The sequence below is a fragment of the Flavobacterium sp. N1736 genome (assembly GCF_025947065.1).
Taxonomy (GTDB): domain Bacteria; phylum Bacteroidota; class Bacteroidia; order Flavobacteriales; family Flavobacteriaceae; genus Flavobacterium.
In genome coordinates, this window is the sequence record NZ_CP109994.1 from 4,516,344 (window position 1) to 4,536,085 (window position 19,742).

Annotated in this window: 9 protein-coding genes; 7 read left to right on the forward strand and 2 right to left on the reverse strand. The window is 33.8% G+C overall.

All coding sequences use genetic code 11. The features are described 5' to 3' along the window. Positions 1–25: 25 nt before the first annotated feature. Positions 26–3,862 carry a type IX secretion system sortase PorU gene (gene porU, locus OLM54_RS19165; protein ID WP_264536147.1) on the reverse strand — a complete coding sequence of 1,279 codons (3,837 nt, stop codon included), beginning with the start codon at positions 3,860–3,862 and terminating at the stop codon, positions 26–28. Positions 3,863–4,076: 214 nt separating this feature from the next. Between porU and gldJ the strand changes: the two genes are divergently transcribed. Beyond that, entirely contained in the window at positions 4,077–5,759 is a 1,683-nt protein-coding gene (gene gldJ, locus OLM54_RS19170; protein ID WP_264538585.1) for a gliding motility lipoprotein GldJ, read from the forward strand. Between the two features lie 117 nt (positions 5,760–5,876). After that, positions 5,877–7,160, forward strand: a complete 1,284-nt coding sequence (locus tag OLM54_RS19175) for a UDP-N-acetylmuramoyl-tripeptide--D-alanyl-D-alanine ligase (protein ID WP_264536148.1) — start codon at positions 5,877–5,879, stop codon at positions 7,158–7,160. 55 nt (positions 7,161–7,215) lie between these two features. Here the strand turns inward: OLM54_RS19175 and OLM54_RS19180 are convergent, their stop codons facing one another. After that, positions 7,216–10,095 carry a triple tyrosine motif-containing protein gene (locus OLM54_RS19180; protein ID WP_264536149.1) on the reverse strand — a complete coding sequence of 960 codons (2,880 nt, stop codon included), beginning with the start codon at positions 10,093–10,095 and terminating at the stop codon, positions 7,216–7,218. 345 nt (positions 10,096–10,440) lie between these two features. Between OLM54_RS19180 and OLM54_RS19185 the strand changes: the two genes are divergently transcribed. From OLM54_RS19185 to OLM54_RS19205, 5 genes are all read left to right on the forward strand, one after another. After that, positions 10,441–13,551: a SusC/RagA family TonB-linked outer membrane protein gene (locus OLM54_RS19185; protein ID WP_264536150.1), complete on the forward strand. Its 3,111-nt coding sequence runs from the start codon at positions 10,441–10,443 to the stop codon at positions 13,549–13,551. 14 nt (positions 13,552–13,565) lie between these two features. After that, positions 13,566–15,077 (forward strand): RagB/SusD family nutrient uptake outer membrane protein, encoded by a 1,512-nt coding sequence (locus tag OLM54_RS19190; RefSeq protein WP_264536151.1) that lies wholly within the window; start codon positions 13,566–13,568, stop codon positions 15,075–15,077. Between the two features lie 153 nt (positions 15,078–15,230). Next, entirely contained in the window at positions 15,231–16,685 is a 1,455-nt protein-coding gene (locus OLM54_RS19195) for a glycoside hydrolase family 30 protein (protein WP_264536152.1), read from the forward strand. A gap of 82 nt (positions 16,686–16,767) precedes the next feature. Next, a complete protein-coding gene (locus OLM54_RS19200) occupies positions 16,768–18,231 on the forward strand; it encodes a glycoside hydrolase family 30 protein (RefSeq protein WP_264536153.1) in 1,464 nt (487 codons plus the stop codon). Positions 18,232–18,260: 29 nt separating this feature from the next. Next, a complete protein-coding gene (locus OLM54_RS19205; RefSeq protein WP_264536154.1) occupies positions 18,261–19,718 on the forward strand; it encodes a glycoside hydrolase family 30 protein in 1,458 nt (485 codons plus the stop codon). The last annotated feature ends 24 nt before the right edge of the window (positions 19,719–19,742 follow it).

Genomic DNA, 19,742 nt, shown 5'->3' on the forward strand with positions numbered 1-19,742 from the left:
TTTTATGGTAAAAATATATATATAATTATAATATGACAAGTTTTTCGTACTTTTCTGCTTTTTTATTTGTTAAATTCGACTTAACGGTAAGCTTATAGATGTATACTCCTTTTCCTATCCGGTCTCCAAAATCATCTTTTCCATCCCATGTTATCTCTCTCGATAAAAAGCCTTCTGTTGTAATAACCTGATTTTTTGTCCATACCACTTTTCCTGTAATAGTCATTACCTGAACTTGTACATCTAAAGGTTCGTAAGGCCTGTTGTGCGAAAACCAAAATTGGGTGTAGGTCGAAAAAGGATTCGGATAATTAAGAACGTGCGTCAGAGTTAATGATTCATCTCCAACAACTATAAATTGTATTTCGCTTGTTACAGGATTATTATAAACATCCCATGCTGTAAAACTTATAGTGTGCAATCCTGCTTCTAAATTTCGTAACGGAAAACGTACATTTCCGTTGGTGTAATCGTCTAATTTAGTTTGATAGTAATCGTTTAATATATAAGGATTACTGACATCTCCATCCAAAACAGCTATAATATCATGACCAATTCCACTAGCGGTATTTATTCCGTTTTCATCTTCTAAAAAAGCCAATAAAAAGGGAGAACTATTTGTAATTCCGCCAGAAACAAATGTTTCATCGTTCATATATAACTTCACTTTTGGATTTATATTGTCCACGGGTGCATTTTCATTTATTCCGCCTATTTTAATCGTACTGTTATAACCGGATTGGTTCTCTAATACGCTGGTTTTCTTCGAATAAAAACTGATTCTGCCATTATCTACGGGGATTCTGATATCTTTTGGGACAACAAACGTAAATTCAAATTGCCCGTTTGTTACAGATGCATTTCCTCTAAAAATGGTTTCTCCAAGAGTTTTAAATGACATTGCAGGGCTATAACCATCATTATTTAAGGTTGTGCTGGTGATTAATTTGTCGAAAACGGCTGTGGCTAATTCTCCATTATAATTACTTAAAAGGTTGTTGTTCTCATCTGTAATTTCACCCGTAATTTTAATTTTGGACAATGATTTTAAATCCGGAATAGTTTGCGAGATCAAAATATCATTAACTTTTGTCAGATTAATTTTTGGTTTCGGAATAGCAAGCATTAAAGCGGGATCTCCTATATAAAAAATAACATTGCTGGCAGAACTTGGGCTTTCATTTTTAGCATTTCTCAATGCTTCTGAAATGGTTGAGTATTGATTTGATCCGTAAGCGAATAAATATTTGTTTAGGGTATCATTGAAATTTTCGGCAGCAGGCTGTCCAATTGCACGAATAGTTGTCAACATAGAAATTGCTCCGCCTTTTGGATTCCAATAAATATATTCTCCTGCGGTTGGTCTTGTTGGGTCGTCAAATCTTGAAAACTCGCAGGTAATTGTAATAAATAAAGGGTATTTATATTGATTGTTTAAATTTTGCCCATCAGCTTTTTCCCAGATTCTTTCGGCTGCCAAACCATCTTCGCCACCGTGTCCTAAATAATTAAAAACCAAAGCACCTTTTTCAAAAGCATCAAAAAAATCGGTTCTGGCTTTAGGATATCTTGAACCTCCGGCAGAAGCTTCCTGCGTGTAAGAGTCTAAAATAATTTTATCAATATTAAAAAAAGGTTTTTCAGTTGCAATGCGATCTGCAAGTGTGTTTTGGCGGGCTTGCAGAGTAGAATCACCGTTTTTATCAGAATCATCGCTTATTGATACGAGGTTGTTTCGCCAGTTTCCGTACGATTTAATATCATGATATTCTAAGACTTTATTGACCATTTCTTCTGCTTGTGCATTATCAGAAATCAGCATTCTTCCTGTGGCAATATCAATTCCGCCAAACTCAGAAATGCCATGTCCTTCATCAGGATCCATGCGTGCGTAAAAATCATCCGAAGCAAACGAACTTTCGCCTTGTGTATCGCTTCTTAATGCATGATATACAGGCACAATATTAGTGTTGTTTGTGGTTCTGTTTTTATAATCATACGAAGCGTCGCCAAACAAATTCAGGTATTTAATTTTTTTATCTGTAGAAGAGGCGTTTTCGTAAATATATTTTATGCAATTTCTAATAGCTGCAATATCCTGTTTTCCTGAGGAGAATTCCTGATAGATATTTTCTAATGCAATTACTTTGACGTTTAGTTTAGAATAATTACGATGAAAATTGGCTAATTTTTCGGCTTGAGAAACTAAAAATTTTGGCGCAACAATTACATAATCGATATCCTGAAATGCATTTTGACTGTTTTTGAAAATAGTTCCTTTTAAATCCTGATTTGCAATTTTAGGCTGATTGTCTTTTAAAGGAGTATAAAAATCAGAAGCATCAATTGCGATATATTTTCGAATTTCTCCTAAAGCAGCTTTAAAGCTAAAAGTGCTTAAATTAGGGTTTTCTATTTTTGATACATTATATAGGTCTGTAACATCCCAAATTTGGCTAATGCCGGATGCGTTTCCAATCGTATAATTTGCGATTCCTGCTGTTGAACCTGCAAGATCATACTGAAACTTAAATTGTTTTCCCGTTCCAAGAAGTTTTCGCTTTGCAGTCAGATTAATATAATCCAGATATCCTTTTGAGCCGGGTACACTATTATTATTATAGGTAAGTTTTATTTTGATATTGTCTGAACTCGATATAGTAGTATTAGAAATGAGGTTTTTTAAATAAAACCGAGCTTCAGAATCTGCTTTGATTGCGTCAAAAGAAATATTTCCCACACTTTGCCCATTTGCAGAAACAACAAAAGAAGTAGTGGTGTAAGCTGCCGATAATGCATTTACTTCTATTTTTACCGGAACCGAGGTTTCAAGGTTAGGAAAATTAAACTCAAATTCTTGTTCCTGATTGATATCGAAGGATTCTCCAACCCATAAACGACCCAGATGTAAAATGTTAGTAAGATCAATTTCGTGAAATTGATAGTCATCAAACGTGTTTAGCTCCAGCGTACTGCTTCCTGTAGGCTGATTTGTTGTGGGAATTCTTTTTCCGTCGCCTCCGTTTGCCGTAATATAATAGTATGATTTAGTATCATATAAGTTAATGTTAGTCTGGCTTTCCGTGTTCCAGTTGTTCACTCCTTCGGCATAAAAAAGAATATAATCGTCATTATTAAAAGTTCCGTCTTCTTCTCCTATAATCTGAATTCCGTTTTCTGTTAAATCATCCGGATAATAAATGTTATTTGCCAGCGGAAGCATTTTTCCGCCATTTCCATAGATTTTAATTCTTCTTGGGTCGACTTTGCCGGCATCAAATCCTAAACTTTGTAAAAAAGATTTTGAAATTCTGTATACGCCAGATTTTTCAACATAAAATCGATACCAGTCTCCGGAAGCCAAAACAGAATTAGTGACTAAAGCTGACTTTTGATACGTGGATGAATTGCTGCTTTTAGATGAACTGCTGTTTGTTACGTACGAAAATGATTTAATTCGTTTGTAGCTATTTCCTTCCCTAATAATTGGGGAGAGAGATAGAAAAGTTTGCCTTATGTCTCTTGATAAGACGTTTTTTAGCGTTTCATTTGGTTTGTTAGGGATGTTTTCGGGTGTTAAATCGCCTAAATCCGATATTGAAATTGTTTCGTATATGACGTTAGTTAAAGAAACAGAATTGTCGTTTGAGGAGCCTGAATCGTCAAGTTTAAGCAAGAGTGTTATGTTTTTTTTAGTAGTATCGAACCTAAAACTGTTTCCTGTGAAATAAGGAATGATAATTTTGTATTCGCCAAAACTGACCTCTTTTTTGTTTTGCCAATCTAATGTGAAGCTGCTATTTATCTGGGAAAATGAGACAAACGGAATCAAAAAAAGATACAGGATTAGAGCTTGTTTCATAGGGTTTAAAAGCGTATTTAAAATTAAAATATTTTAGTAAGTAAAAATATAGTATTTCATGTTATAGTAAATAATAAAAAGTATATTTTTGCGTTCGTAACTATAGGTTATTTTCTGGTAAAAAAACAGCTAAATAAAATTATTAGAACAGATGTTGCTAATTAAATGTTAATTATTATATTGCAGCACCTAAATTTATCACCTAAGAATGAGTATGAAAGTAAACAAAATTGTAGTCTTGCAATTAATGATGTCAATGGTATTGATGTTGGGCACGGCTAGTTGTAGCAAAAAATCGAGTTCAAGCCACGCTTCTAGAGCAACAGGTTGGGATGTAGATAGTCAGAATGGAACTTCTGCTAGAAATGCAGGGAAAAAACAACAGGCTGGTCCTGGTTTAGTTTTTGTTGAAGGAGGTACGTTTACTATGGGTAAAGTACAGGATGATGTTATGCACGATTGGAATAACACACCAACCCAACAACACGTTCAATCATTCTACATGGATGAAACTGAAGTTACGAACGGTATGTACTTAGAATACCTGGAATGGCTTAAAAAAGTTTTCCCTCCAACAGAAGAAAATTACAAGAATATTTATGAAGGAGCATCTCCTGATACTTTGGTATGGAGAAATCGTTTAGGATACAACGAAACGATGACTAATAATTACCTAAGACATCCTTCTTATGCTAATTACCCTGTAGTTGGTGTAAACTGGATTCAAGCTGTTGAATTTAGTAAATGGAGAACAGACCGTGTAAACGAAGCTGTTCTTGAAAAAGACGGATATCTTAAAAAAGGTGCTAAAACTACAGATGTTAGTGCTGAAAGTTTATTTAATACAGAAGCTTACTTAGCGTCTCCATCTACTACTTACGGTGGTAATGAAGAACTTGTATTGAAGAAAAATCCAAACGGAAGAAGACCAAAAGCTAATAAAGATGGTGTAGTAGAAGAAAAAAATGTGTACGCACAACGTTCTTCCGGAGTTATCTTGCCAGAATACAGACTTCCTACAGAGGCAGAGTGGGAATATGCTGCTGCAGCTGATGTTGGACAAAGAGAATACAATATATATAAAGGACAAAAGAAATATCCTTGGTCCGGAGATTATACACGTTCTGCAAAACGTAAAAACAAAGGAGATCAATTGGCTAACTTTAAACAAGGAAACGGTGATTACGGTGGAATTGCAGGTTGGTCAGATGACGGAGCAGATATTACAAACTCTGTAAAAAGCTACGCGCCAAATGATTTCGGATTATACGATATGGCAGGTAACGTTGCAGAATGGGTAGCTGACGTTTACAGACCTATTATTGATAATGAAGCGAATGATTTTAACTACTATAGAGGAAATCAATATGCTAAAAACAAAATTGGTAAAGACGGTAAACTTGAAATCATTACTAAAGACAATATCAAATATGATACTTTAAGTAACGGTAAAGTTGTTGCAAGAAACCTTCCAGGAGAAATTGCTCAGGTACCAGTTGACGAAAATGAAACGTATTTGAGAACAAACTTCAGTACAAGCGACAATATCAATTATAGAGATGGTGATAAACAATCATCTAAATATTTTGACTTTGGAGATTCTGAAGCCGGAGCAAAAGCGGATCAAAATATGTACAATTCTCCTAAACATAATATCACTACTGATAGTTTAGGTAAAATGGTAAGAAAATATGATAACTCTAGTAAACGTACTACTTTAATCGATGATAAAGTTAGAGTTTACAAAGGAGGTTCTTGGAGAGACAGAGCTTACTGGTTAGATCCGGCTCAAAGAAGATATTTCCCTCAGGATATGGCAACTGATTATATCGGTTTCAGATGTGCAATGTCAAGAGTAGGTTCTAAAGCTGAAAGAAGAAAATCGCCTAGAAACTAAGTTTTAGAAATTTCAATATAAAAAATTCCAAATTCCAGTGCTGATTTCAGTTTGGAATTTGGAATTTTTTTATTAGAACTTTTCTATTTTTACACTTCATAAAAAAAATGTTTATAAATGAATATTCAGGAAATTCATAATCTGTTTTTGCAATGCAAATCAGTTTCAATTGACACACGAAAAATTGAAAAAGGTTCTATGTTTTTTGCTATTAAGGGAGAAAATTTTGATGCGAATATTTTTGCACAGCAAGCACTTGATTTAGGCGCTTTGTATGTTATTATTGATAATGAATCCTATTTAATAGACGACAGAACTATTTTGGTTCAAAACAGTTTGGAGGCTTTACAGGAATTATCAAAATTTCACAGAGCCTATTTAAAATTACCTATTATTGCTTTAACAGGAAGTAACGGTAAAACGACAACAAAAGAACTTATTAATGTTGTTTTGACTAAAAAATTCAAAACAAAAGCTACCATTGGAAATTTAAACAATCATATCGGCGTTCCTTTAACCTTGTTATCTTTTACAAGTGAAACTCAAATAGGAATTGTTGAAATGGGCGCAAATCATAAAAAAGAAATAGAATTTTTATGCGAAATTGCCCAGCCTGATTATGGTTATATAACCAATTTTGGAAAAGCACATCTTGAAGGTTTTGGTGGTGTTGAAGGCGTGATCGAAGGAAAAAGCGAAATGTATGAATATCTTGCCAAAAATAATAAAACTGCTTTTGTAAATCTTGAAGATCGTATTCAAATCGAGAAATCTAAATCAATTCAGTCTTTTACCTTTGGTATAGATAAAGATCATGCCGATGTAAAAATAAATTGGATTGAAGCAAATCCTTTTGTAGGTATTACATACAGTGATTTTAATGTAAAGTCTAATTTAATTGGACTATATAACGCAAATAACATAAATGCCGCTGTTGCGATAGGAACTTATTTTAAAGTTGATAATAACGATATTAAAGCAGCTATTGAAGGTTATGTACCGGACAATAACAGATCGCAATTATTAAAAAAAGGAACAAACCAGATTATTCTGGATGCTTACAACGCCAATCCGAGTAGTATGGCTGTTGCGATTGCAAATTTCGTACAATTAGACAATCTTAATAAAATTATGATATTAGGAGATATGTTTGAGTTGGGAAATGAAAGTCAGCAAGAACATAAAATCATTGTAGATTCAGTTTCTAATCAAAATAAATCCGTTTGTTATTTAATTGGAAAAGCATTTTACGAGCATAAAAATCTAAAAGAAAATGTTCATTTTTTTGAAACTTTTGATGCTTTTGCAGAGTATCTTAAAACCGCAAGTATTAATGATAATACCATTTTAATTAAAGGTTCAAGAGGAATGGCGCTTGAGCGAACTTTAGAATATATTTAATCATAATTCATAAAAACAAAAAAGCCATTCGTCGCAACGAATGGCTTTTTTGTTTTTAAATACTCATTAAAAAACCAATTAAGTTTTCCTTCTTATTTAAACCGAGTTTTTTTCTTAATCGGTATCTGGCAAGTTCAACTCCGCCTGTCGAAATATTCATGATTTCTGCGATTTCCTTCGTTGACATATTCATTAATAAATAGGTTGACAAATCAAGTTCTCGCGGCGAAATAGTTGGGTATTTTTCCTTTAATCTTTTCAGGAATTCAAAATGAACGTTTTTAATATGCTTTTCTAAATCTTTCCAGCTTTTATCAGTATTAACCTCTTTTACGATGCTTTTGTTTAATTTACTTACCTGAAATTTAGTCGAATCATCAAGAGCTTCAATATCGATTTCTTTAAGTTTATGAATAATCCCGTTTAAAATTTTATTCTTCTTTACAACCTGCAATGAGTTGTTCACCAGTTCTTTATCTTTTGCTAAGATTTTGATTTGAAGCTTATCGTTTTTAAGCTTTTCAATTTCTTTTTCAAGATCGTATTGTTCTTGTCTTATTCTTGACTCTTTTTCAAGATAAAGCCTTCTTTGTTCGATAGTTTCATAATATTTATTTTTTCTAATCTTCATTTTTATTCGATTCGAAATAATATAAATTGCGATGATGATGAAAATAAAATAAACCATGAACGCTAAAAAATGCCTGTACCAAGGCGGCGATACAGTAAACAAAAGTGTCGAGGGTTCTGATTGTATTCCGTAGCTATTTCTCACTTTAACATTCATGGTATAATCTCCTTCGCGAAGATTTGTATATTCTTTAATAGAAATCGTCGACCAATTACTCCATTTGTCATCAAAAGGCTCCAGCTGATATGAAAATTGCACATTTTCGAGATTTTCATACGTAGGCGATGAAAAAGTAAAACGTACGTGATTTGAAGAATACGGAATTCGTATATTCTCTATTTTATTTTGATTGTTTCCAAGAACAATTGTGTCTCCGGGAAATGAAAAGCTGCGAATAAAAGCCTTTGGTTTTGTTACAAAATTATTTAGTAACTGTGAGTCGTAATGCGCCAAACCATCTGTTAAACCGATAAAAATATTGTTAGCATCGATTGTATTTACAGATAAATAGTTGCTTACCAAATTACCGGTTAAATTAGAAAATGGCGCAACAATGTTAACATATTGATTGTTTTTTTTCATCAAAACGCCAAGAGACTCATCAAAAGCATACCATAAGTTTGCTTTAGAATCTTCACTTAAACTATTTATTACAGGGATATTTTTAAACAAATCCGACATTTTTTTGTCTTCATAAAATATATCCTGTTCTTCAGAGTATTTATAAAAATGATTATTAGTTTGAAAGTATATTTTATTATCGATCATTTGAATGCTTCCGATGTTTTTATATTTTGAAGTTAAATGATTTATCTTTTTGATAGATGAAAATCTCGTGAGATCACTGCTAAAAGACATACGATAAATAGACTCATCTTTCTTTAACCATAAATAAGATTGATCGAGCTCAAAACTATTTGAAGACTTGTCAAATCCGGCGACTTGGTTTTTAAATACCAGCCCGTTTGGCGTTTTTTGAAAAATAGCAAAACCATCATAATTTGAGCCAATTAAATATCCGGGTTTACCGGGAATTTTTTTGAATCCAAAATATCCTTTTGAATCGATTACATTCGTTACCCTGTCACCTTGTATTTGTAATGCACCTCTGTTATTTGCACATATAAGCAATCCGTCAATTACCTGAACGTTCCATGATTGTGCTGTTGTTCCTTCAACAAGTTTAAAAATATCTTCTTTAAAACTGTTAGTATCGTTGTTCCAGGCATGGTAGAAAACACCTTGATTCGTTGCTACATATAAATTGCCTTCATGTATTACAGAAGCGTAAACAGTACTAATATCATAACTAAAACCAAAATAAGTAAACGGCGAACCTTCATTTATAAAAGCAATACCATTATCTAGGCCCAGCCACAGATTATTTTTATTATCAATGAAAGAGGTTAAAACAGTATTGTTTTGTAATCCCTTTTTTCTGTTGATATGCTGAATAATTTTTCCGTTAAAATCACAAATTATAATGCCATCCAAAACGGAGTTTAGAACTATAAAGTTGTTTTTTATAATGACTCCGCCTAACGAACTGTTCTTTTTAATGAAATTATTAGCTTCAGTATTCCACGGTTTGATTGTATTGTTCTCATAGATAAAAAGACCTTTATCCAGTGTTATAATTAATATTTTTTCTTTGGAGATTGAATACATCGCCCAAACCTCGGTATTGTTTAGGGAGGTTGTATTTGGTAAAGAATACAATTGACCGTTACGGTATTCTAAAATTCCCTTTTCTTCATCCTGCAGATATAATTTTTTGTTTACTATAAATGAAAACTGGAATCGTTTTGGAGCTTTTAATATAGATAGCTTTCCGTCTTTATAAATATATATTCTTGCAAACGACTGAAAGATTACCTGATTGTTAAAAGAATGTATTTTCCAGATAAAATCGATTATTTTGATTTTATTGGCGTCTACTTTTTTAGATAATGAAGTATATTCTAGTTTTCCTTTTTCATTTGGTTTAAAATAACCAAATTCATTATAACCGCCCACGAATATTTTTCCGGAATCATCAATTTTCAAACATCTTACCGAAGTTAAGTTTGGCAATGGATATTGTCGCCATGAAGAGCCGTCAAATTGTAAAAGACCACTATTATTTGCGAAATATAGATTTCCATTCTTATCCTGATCTATGTTCCAGTTTTGTGTGCCTCCTTTATATTCATTTCGTTTGTAATTTCTCACATCCGGAAGTCCAATATTTTTAACCTGCCCAAAAAGTGTAATTGTGAATAGTGTAAAAAAAATAATAATAAAATATGATTTTCTCAATTTCATAATTTTTATAGCTTGTTTCGGTTTTTTATATTTAAATTGTTGTTTTACAGCTATTTAGTGCGTTTATTAACATACTATTTCGTTGTAGAAGGTACTTTTTTATATAAAAATAAGCAATCTTACCTAACTGTAGTGTTTATTTTTGCAATTAACATTTTCATAACATCTGTAATTTATTATTTAAGTATTTAAATATCAAATGATTATAAAAAAAATGATCGGTTTTTGTAATGTAATAAAATTTAATTTGATGTGTTTTTGTAATGAATTTTAATTGTTGATAGTAAAAAAATAACATTATTATTGCATCAAATTACTAATTAATTAACCAAAATTTTTAGAAAAATGAAATTAACAAAATTACTTATTTTTTGTGTTTCGTCTTTGTTATTCTCGGTTATAGCTGTGGCTCAGGATGTCACAGTAAATGGAGTTATAACTGATGAAAGTGGAATGCCGGTTCCGGGTGCTACTATTGTATTAAAAGGAACAACAAAGTCAACGGCATCAGATTTTGATGGAAAATTCCAAATTCAGGCCGCTTCAAACGGTGTTTTAACAGTTACTTTTATTGGATACGCTCCGGTAACTGAAGCTGTAAATGGGAGAACAAAGATTACAATTCAATTAAAACCAGAATCGCAAACATTAAATGAAGTTGTGGTTGTGGGATATGGAACGCAAAAGAAATCAGTTGTAACGGGAGCAATCTCGAGTGTAAAAGCCGCTGATCTTGAAAAAGTACCAAACGGACGTGTAGAGCAAGCTTTACAAGGTCGTGCAGCAGGTGTTACTGTTGCAGCTACTTCCGGACAGCCTGGTGCAGCTTCAAAAGTGCGTATTAGAGGTATAACTACTTTTAGAGAAGGAGGAAATGATCCTTTATGGGTTGTTGATGGTGTTGCTGTAGATGCAAATGCAATTGGTTTTATCAATCAAAGCGATATTGAATCTATCGAGGTGCTTAAAGATGCTGCTTCTGCTGCAATTTATGGTACTCGTGCTGCGACAGGAGTTATTTTGGTTACGACTAAAAAAGGAAAATCAGGAAAAATTTCTGTAAATTATAATGGTTTTGCAGGTACATCTGGTCCGGCTAAAAGATTAAAATTACTGAATGCTACAGATTATGCTACATTAATGAATGAAAGATCTGTACGTGATGGTGGTGCAAAAAAATATGCGGATCCGGCATCTTTTGGTAATGGAACTAATTGGCAGGATGCAATTTTTAATGATTCAGCTTTTAGATACACACACGAATTAAGCATTAGCGGAGGTGGTGAAAAATCTACTTTTTATGCCTCTTTCGGTATTCAGGATCAGGAAGGTATTGTTGCAACAGATATTTCGAATTATACAAAGAAAAATTTCCGTTTAAACTCAACACATAAAATTTCTGACTATTTTACTTTCGGACAGACTTTTGGTTACACACACCAAAAAACGAAAGGTATTGGAAATACAAACAGTGAGTTTGGAGGTCCTTTAAGTTCTGCAATTAACTTAGACCCGATTACTCCGTTAGTGGAGACAAACCCAGCATTAAATACTACTGGATATTATGCAAATGCAGGTATTATTAGAGATGCTAATGGAAATCCTTACGGAATTTCTCCTGTGGTTCAACAAGAAATGACGAATCCTTTAGGTTATATCCAAACAAGATTAGGTCAATTCGAATGGTCAGATGATTTTGTTGGAAATGCTTATTTAGAGGCTAACATCACTCCACATTTAAAATTCAGAACAACGCTTGGTGGTAAATTAGCGTATTGGGGTAAAGAAGGTTTTACACCGATGTTTTACCTAAATCCAAACATGAAAGCGGATAGAAATAATTTCAGCCAGGATAATAACAGATCTCTTGCATGGACTCTTGAAAATATTTTAACATATTCTAATAAATTCGGAGATCATACGGTAAACATTTTAGCAGGACAAGGAGCTTATGTAGAAAACATTGGTGGTTCTATTGGAGTAAGTATGTTTGGTTTGCCAATTACAAGTTATAAAGATGCATCTTTTAATTTTGACATTCCACAAACAGACAGAGTAAACAGAGCAAGTGATTTTGTTGAGCACAAATTATCTTCATTGTTTTTACGTGCCAATTATGATTACATGGAGAAATATCTTTTCACAGGAATTGTTCGTCGTGACGGATCAACTCGTTTTGGTGAAAATAAAAAATGGGGAGTTTTCCCTTCATTCTCTTTAGGATGGGTACTTTCAAAAGAAGCATTCTGGAAAGAAAACAATGTAGTGAATAGTTTAAAACTACGTGGAGGTTACGGAGTTGTTGGTAATGATAATATCGACGATTTTAAATACAGAGCTTTAGTAGTAGGAGGATATAACTATTCTGTTGGACCAAATGGTGACATTACAACAGGTTATGGAAACTCTACTTTACCAAATGCCGATTTAGGATGGGAAGAAACATCTCAAACTACTGTAGGTCTTGATGCAAAACTTTTTAATGATTTCTCACTTGCTGTTGATTACTACAAAAAATCAACTAAAGGAATTTTAAGAAACGTTGTAATTCCGGGATACGTAGGAGTTGTTGATCCGCCTTCTGCAAATATTGCTGATATGGACAACAGTGGTATTGAAGTAGAATTAGGATACAAGAAAAAACTTGGTGATTTTAATTTAGGAGTTAATGCAAATGTTGCTTACTTAAAAAATGAAATCACTTACGTAGGATCATCTACTAATTTTATTGTTGGAGATGCTACTTTTCAATCAATGGGACCAGTAACAAGAACACAAGTTGGTCATTCATTCAACGAGTTTTATGGTTATAAAACAGCAGGTATTTTTCAAAACGCAGCAGAAGTTGCAGCATACAAAAATGCTTCAGGAGGTTTAATTCAGCCAAATGCTCAACCGGGAGATTTCCGTTGGGTAGATTCAAATGGCGATGGTGCTATAAATGATGATGACAAACAATTTTTAGGAACAAATATTCCTAAGTATACATTTGGTCTTACTGTAAACCTTGATTACAAACGTTTTGATTTCATGGCATTTGCTCAGGGATCAGCAGGAAGTAAAATTTTCCAGGGATTAAGAAGACTTGATGTACCAAATGCAAACTACCAAACAGAAGCTTTAGGCCGTTGGACAGGAGAAGGAACTTCAAACGATTATCCTAGAATGACTGGTAATGACCCAAATAAAAACTTCAGTAATATGTCTGATTTTTATCTTGAAAATGGAAATTACGTACGTTTAAAAATTGTTCAGCTTGGATACACACTTCCAACTAATTTATCATCTAAAATTGGTTCAGATAAAATCCGTTTTTACGTAACAGGAGAAAACTTAATCACTTTTACAAAATACACTGGATATGATCCGGAAATTGGAGGTCAGGTTTTTGGGGTAGATAAAGGAGTTTATCCACAAGCAAGATCTATTCTGTTGGGAGCTAACGTTCAATTTTAAAAAATTAAAGAATTATGAAAACTATAAAATTTAAATACATATATATTGCTGTAGCAATGGCAGTTCTGGGATCTTGCTCTGAAGATTTCGTGACCATTAATCCAGAGGGAAAATTTGATACAAGCACCTATTTTGCTAACGAACAACAATGTTATGCTGCTTTAATGGGAACTTACGATCCGTTGAGAAAAAACACCGGTGGTTTCGAAAATTTAGTAGCAATGCTAAATGCAGGATCAGATGATTTTTATGCAGGTGGAGGAAATGCTACGGATGGAAATGGAATTCAGAATTTCTCTACGCACTCACTTTCTTCAATTATTATTCCCGCTAGTTACTGGAACGATCATTATCAAGGTGTTTCAAGAGCAAATTTGCTGTTAGAGAAACTTCCTGCAGCTACTATGGATAATAATGCAAGACTTAGATTTGCTGCAGAAGCAAAAACATTGCGTGCATTCTATTACTTTAATTTAGTAAGATTGTTTAAAAACATTCCATTAGTTTTAGTGCCATTAACAACTCAAACTATTTATGATCCTGAACAAGTTGCGCCAGAAGTTATTTATGCACAAATAGAAAAAGATTTATTAGAAGCAATTCCTGCTTTACCTAATACAGTTGATCGTGCAACAGAAGCCGGAAGATTTAATAAAGGAGCCGCTCAGGCACTACTTGGAAAAGTATATTTATTTGAAGATAAAAAACCGGAAGCAGCTGCAGTTTTAGCACAAGTAAACGGTACTCCGGGACAACCTAATCAATACGGAAATAAATTACTGACTAATTTTAGTGATTTATGGATTACTACAAATAAATTTAATGCAGAGTCTATAATAGAAGTATCGCATAGTGCTGCCGGTAACTCAGATTGGACTTTCTGGGGGAATGGAAAAGACGAAGGAAACTCTTTAAATATTATGGTTGGACCTAGAGGTTATACAAGACCGGCAGGTTCAGATGCACCGGATCTTCCTGCAGGATGGGCTTTCAACGTGGCGACTCAAAAATTGTATGATGTAATTAAAACAGATCCAAGATTTGGAGCAACTATTCTTGATTTAAAAGCTTTAAAAGCAGCTGGCAAAGCAGATTATATTCCAGCTTACCAGGATACAGGTTACTTCCTGAATAAATATCTTCCAAGAAAATCAGATGTTAGTACAGGAGGAGGTAACTCAGAGTTAAACTACAGACAAAACTCTTATGTGATCAGACTTGCTGATACGTATTTAATGGAGGCAGAAGCTTTAGGAGCGACAGGACAAAGAGCGCAGGATTTACTTGACGCCGTTAGAAACAGAGCGCATGCGCCACTTGTTCCCGTATCATTAGCAGCTATTAAAAACGAGAGAAGAATTGAATTAGCTGGTGAAGGACATAGATTTTTTGATTTAGTAAGATGGGGAGATGCAGCAGCAGCACTATCTGACAGAGGTTTTGATGCAGGTACTGACGAAATTTTCCCAATACCATACACAGAACTTAATGGTACTAAATTGAAACAAAATCCTCATTATCAATAAGAAATAAAAATAAAGTTTAAGTTTAAGTTTGGTTGTAAATAGCCCATAATCACTATGAGTATGGGCTATTTTTAAATCCTTAAACGATTAGAATGTGTTTTTACAGATAAAGAGTTTCTTTAAAAAACTTCAATTTTAAATAATAAGGGAAGAATGAAAAAAAATAGTTTTAAGATTCTATGCTTTTTGTTTTCGCTGACAGCATTTGCACAGCAGCCAAAAACAAAAAAAGAATTTACAACCAATGGAAAAAAAGTAACAGTTTATACAACAGCCGAAAATTCAAAATTAAGATTAACATCTACAGATAATTTAACTTTTTCAGCATCAAAACAACCTTTAGAAACAGAATCATCTGTTTTTGTACAACCATCTAAAAAGTTTCAAACCTTTATGGGAATTGGGGGTGCTATTACTGATGCGAGTGCCGAAATTTTTGCTAAACTTTCAAAAGAAAAGCAAACGGAATTTTTAAATGCCTACTACGATAAACAAAAAGGTATAGGCTATTCATTGCTAAGAACCACGATACAAAGTTCTGATTTTAGCAGTGGAAGCTACTCTTATATCGAAGAAGGAGATAAAGATTTAAAAACTTTTTCTATTGATCACGATAGACAATATCGCATTCCATTAATAAAGCAAGCCATAAAAACTGCCGGTGGAAAATTAACCACTTATGTTGCACCATGGTCGCCAAATGCTTTTATGAAAAGCAATAAAAACGTTTTAAAAGGCGGAACATTATTGCCGGAATATTATCAGACATGGGCAAATTTTTATGCCAAATTTATAAAAGCTTACGAGAAAGAAGGAATTCCAATTTGGGGAACTTCAACTCAAAACGAACCTATGGCAGTTCAAACCTGGGAATCTTGTATTTATACAGCAGAAGACGAAAGAGATTTTATTAAAAACTTTCTTGGGCCAACTTTGAAAAAAGAAAAACTGGGCAATGTAAAAATCATAGTCTGGGATCACAATCGTGATTTAATGAATTACAGAGCCAATGTCATTTATTCTGATCCCGAAGCTTCAAAGTACGTTTGGGGAATGGGTTTTCATTGGTACGAAAACTGGTCCGGCGGCGCATCAATGTTTGATAATGTTGGTAAAGTGCACGAAGCATATCCGGACAAAGGACTAATGTTTACAGAAGGATGTATCGAAAAATTTGACGCCGCAAAATATCAATTTTGGGGTAACGGAGAAAGATATGGTATTTCTATGATTAATGATTTTAATAATGGAACTGCTGCCTGGACAGATTGGAATATTCTTTTAGACCAAAACGGAGGACCAAATCATGTTGGAAATTTCTGTTTTTCGCCAATTCATGCTGATACAACTACGGGTGAATTAATTTATACACCATCGTATTATTACATCGGACATTTTTCAAAATTCATACACTTAAATGCAGTAAGAGTAAGCACAGCCGTAAGCAGAAGCGCTTTATTAAGTACTTCATTTTTAAATACCGACGGAACAATGGCAACAATTGTCATGAATCAATCTGACAAAGAAATTACATATAATTTGATTATAGCAGCTCAAAAAACAGTAGTCAAAATACCTGCGCATGCTATACAAACACTTGTTTATTAATATTTTGTAGTTAAATACGAGGGTTCAAATTGAATCATCCAATTGAACCCTCAACTTAATTTAATCATTTTTTGAAAGTACAATGAAAACCATCAATAGAATTTTAATAGCATCAATACTAGTTCTACAAATAAGTTGTTCTTCATCAAAGGGCGTAGATAATTCTTTAGCATCTGCATCCCAAACAAATAAAAAAATAGCAGTATATACCACTGCCGAAAACACAAACCTGAAATTATCATTATCAAATAATTTCATTTCAACATCACAGCAAACAAAATCAACAGTTTCGATTACAATAGATCCTGAAAAAACAGACCAGACTTTTCTGGGAATTGGCGGCGCAATTACAGATGCAAGTGCGGAAGTTTTTGCCAAATTATCGCCAAAAAAACAGCAGGAATTTCTTACTGCCTATTACAACAAAAACAAAGGAATTGGTTACACATTAGCCAGAACCAACATACATAGCTGTGATTTTAGCAGCGATAGTTATACCTATATTACCGAAGGCGACAAAGACCTCAAAACCTTCAATATTGATCACGACAGAAAATATCGAATTCCATTACTTAAAAAAGCAATAGAAACTGCCGGCGGGAAATTAACTTTATTTGCTAGTCCGTGGAGTCCCCCAGCTTTCATGAAAGACAATAATGATATTTTGCACGGCGGCGTTTTATTGCCAGAGTTTGCACAATCATGGGCAAATTACTATGTTAAATTTATTCAGGAATACGAAAAAGAAGGAATTCCGGTTTGGGGATTAACCGTTCAGAACGAACCAATGGCAAAGCAAAGATGGGAATCCTGCATTTATACGCCCGAAGCCGAAAGAGATTTCCTGAAAAACTTTCTTGGACCAACTTTAGAAAAAGAAGGACTTGGTGCTAAAAACGTGATTATTTGGGATCACAATCGCGGAGACATGTTAGAAAAAAGAGCCAATTTGGTTTTCTCAGATCCTGAAGTTTCAAAATATGCCTGGGGAATTGGATTTCACTGGTATGAAACCTGGAATGGCGGAACTCCAAAATTTGAATCAGTAGCTAAAGTTCACGAAGCATTTCCAAACAAAAATCTGCTATTTACAGAAGGCTGTATCGAAAAATTTGATGCTTCAAAATTTCAGTTTTGGGGAAATGCAGAACGATACGGAATCAATATGATCAACGATTTCAATAACGGAACCGTTGGCTGGACAGACTGGAATATTCTTTTAGACCAAAACGGAGGACCAAATCATGTTGGCAATTTCTGCTTTGCACCAATTCACGCAGACACCACAAAAGATGAATTAATCTTTACGCCAATGTATTATTATATTGGTCATTTCTCAAAATTTATTCGACCAGATGCTAAAAGAATAAACGAAACCATCAGCGATAAAACATTATTGAGTACATCATTTAAAAACACAGATGGAAAAATCGTCACCATTGTCATGAACCAATCCAATAAAGATGTTGTATACAATTTAACCGGCAGCACTTTAAAAACCACAATAACCATTCCGTCACACGCTATACAAACCATTATATATTAGACTTGACGACAAACTAAAAAACTATAAAAATGAAACCAAATCTTAAAAATGCCATACAAGTATTGTTTTTTGCGGCAGCAGTATTTACTCAGGTAAAATGCTCCTCATCCAACGATACTGTTGAAAATCCTCCGGTATCGCCGCCCGTTACCGTTACAAATGATGTTGATTTTTGGTTAACAAAAGGAGATCAAAGCGTTTTATTGGCAAAGCAAAGCGGAGTAATAGGATTTGGAACAACAACTAATACGTTTTCAAATATAGAAGTAGACGCTTCTCAAAAATACCAGACAGTCGACGGTTTTGGATATACGTTAACAGGAGGAAGTGTAGATGTAATCAACCAGTTAAATACAACAAAAAGAACAGCACTTTTACAGGAATTATTTGGCTCTGCCGAAAATTCAATAGGAATAAGTTATATCAGAATCAGTATTGGAGCTTCAGATTTAAGCGCAGATACTTTTACTTATAATGACCTTGCAACCGGAGAAACTGATTTAGATCTTGCTAAATTTAGTTTAGAAAAAGACAAAAATTTAATTGCAGTATTAAAAGAAATTTTAGCCATTAATCCTAAAATTTTAATCCTGGCAACACCGTGGTCAGCGCCACTTTGGATGAAAGATAAAAACAGCTTTGTTGGAGGAAAACTAAACACCCAATATTATGATGTTTACGCTAAATATTTTGTAAAATATATTCAGCAAATGAAAACAGAAGGAATTACAATTGATGCCGTAACGCCTCAAAATGAACCTTTGCACGACGGAAATAATCCAAGCATGTATATGTCTGCAGGAGAACAGGCAAACTTTATTAAAAATAATTTAGGTCCGGCTTTCAAAACAGCCAATATCACCACAAAAATTATTGCTTACGACCACAATTGTGACAACGCAAATTATCCGAAAGAAATTTTAGCAGATGCCGCTGCATTTCCTTTTGTAGACGGATCGGCTTTTCATTTATATGCGGGAAATATCAGTGCACTTTCAGATGTATATAATGCTTATCCAACAAAAAACATCTATTTCACAGAACAATTTACAGCATCAACCGGAGACTTTGGAGGAGATTTAAAATGGCATCTTAAAAATGTCATTATTGGCTCAATGAGAAATTTCAGCAGAAATGCTTTAGAATGGAATTTAGCCAATAACGCGTCTTTTCAGCCACATACACAAGGCGGCTGTACGACTTGCAAAGGCGCGATAACCATAACTTCAAGCGATAATTTTCAGCGCAACGTGGCGTATTATATCATTGCCCATGCGTCAAAATTTGTTCCGGCAGGTTCTGTTAGAATTGCAAGTAACACCAGCGGAAATTTACAGAACGTTGCATTCTTAACACCATCAGGCTCAAAAGTATTAATTGTTGAAAATGACGGATCGGCAAACGAAACCTTCAATATTAAATACAATGGCAAATGGGTAGCCATAACGCTGGATGCCGGAGCCGTTGGCACTTATATATGGAAATAAAAAGATAGAATAAATTACTTTTCA